At 59.3% G+C, this 560-nt stretch carries 1 protein-coding gene; it reads left to right on the plus strand.

What is annotated here, in order from left to right; translation table 11 throughout:
- Positions 1–45 precede the first annotated feature (45 nt).
- A partial coding sequence (locus JNK54_10840) for a fibronectin type III domain-containing protein (protein MBL8024751.1) occupies positions 46–560 on the plus strand: 515 nt, incomplete at its 3' end.

Raw genomic sequence — 560 nt, forward strand, 5'->3', positions numbered from 1 at the left:
GCGTCCGATAATCCTCCCCTGGTCGTCTCCGGATCCAGCTCCACCGTGTCTTTATCTGCCAGCGTTAGTTCGCTCACGCCCAACACCACGTACTTTGGGTTTGTTAAAGGATGTCATGGGGTCAACTGCAGTAACGACACGGCACTGAGCTCGGCTGTCACACTCGCCTCGGTTCCCACGGGTCTCTCCAGCGGCACCGTTACCGCTGTCTCCATGGCCCTTACCTTTAACATCAACGGGAACCCACCAGGAACTGCCTTTGAAATTGAATTGTCCGTGGACGGCGGTTCCTTTGCCCCCGCGCTCACCACAACGTCGGATTCCCCCACGCTCTCTGGCCTTACGCCTGGGGCAAACTACACCCTCCGCGTTCGTGCTTTAAACCACAACAGTGTTCCCACCGGGTATTCCCCCACTCTTTCATTCACAACTTCCGCCACGCTCCCCGCCACTCCCATCAACCTTCGCGGGTCTGCCGGAGCCGGGGGAATCACCTATTCCTGGGACCCTGTGACCACCAACGCCCTGGGGTCTCCACTGCCTTTAGGCGCCACCGTCTC

The organism is Elusimicrobiota bacterium, assembly GCA_016788905.1.
In the GTDB taxonomy this organism is placed as follows: domain Bacteria; phylum Elusimicrobiota; class Elusimicrobia; order FEN-1173; family FEN-1173; genus JADKHR01.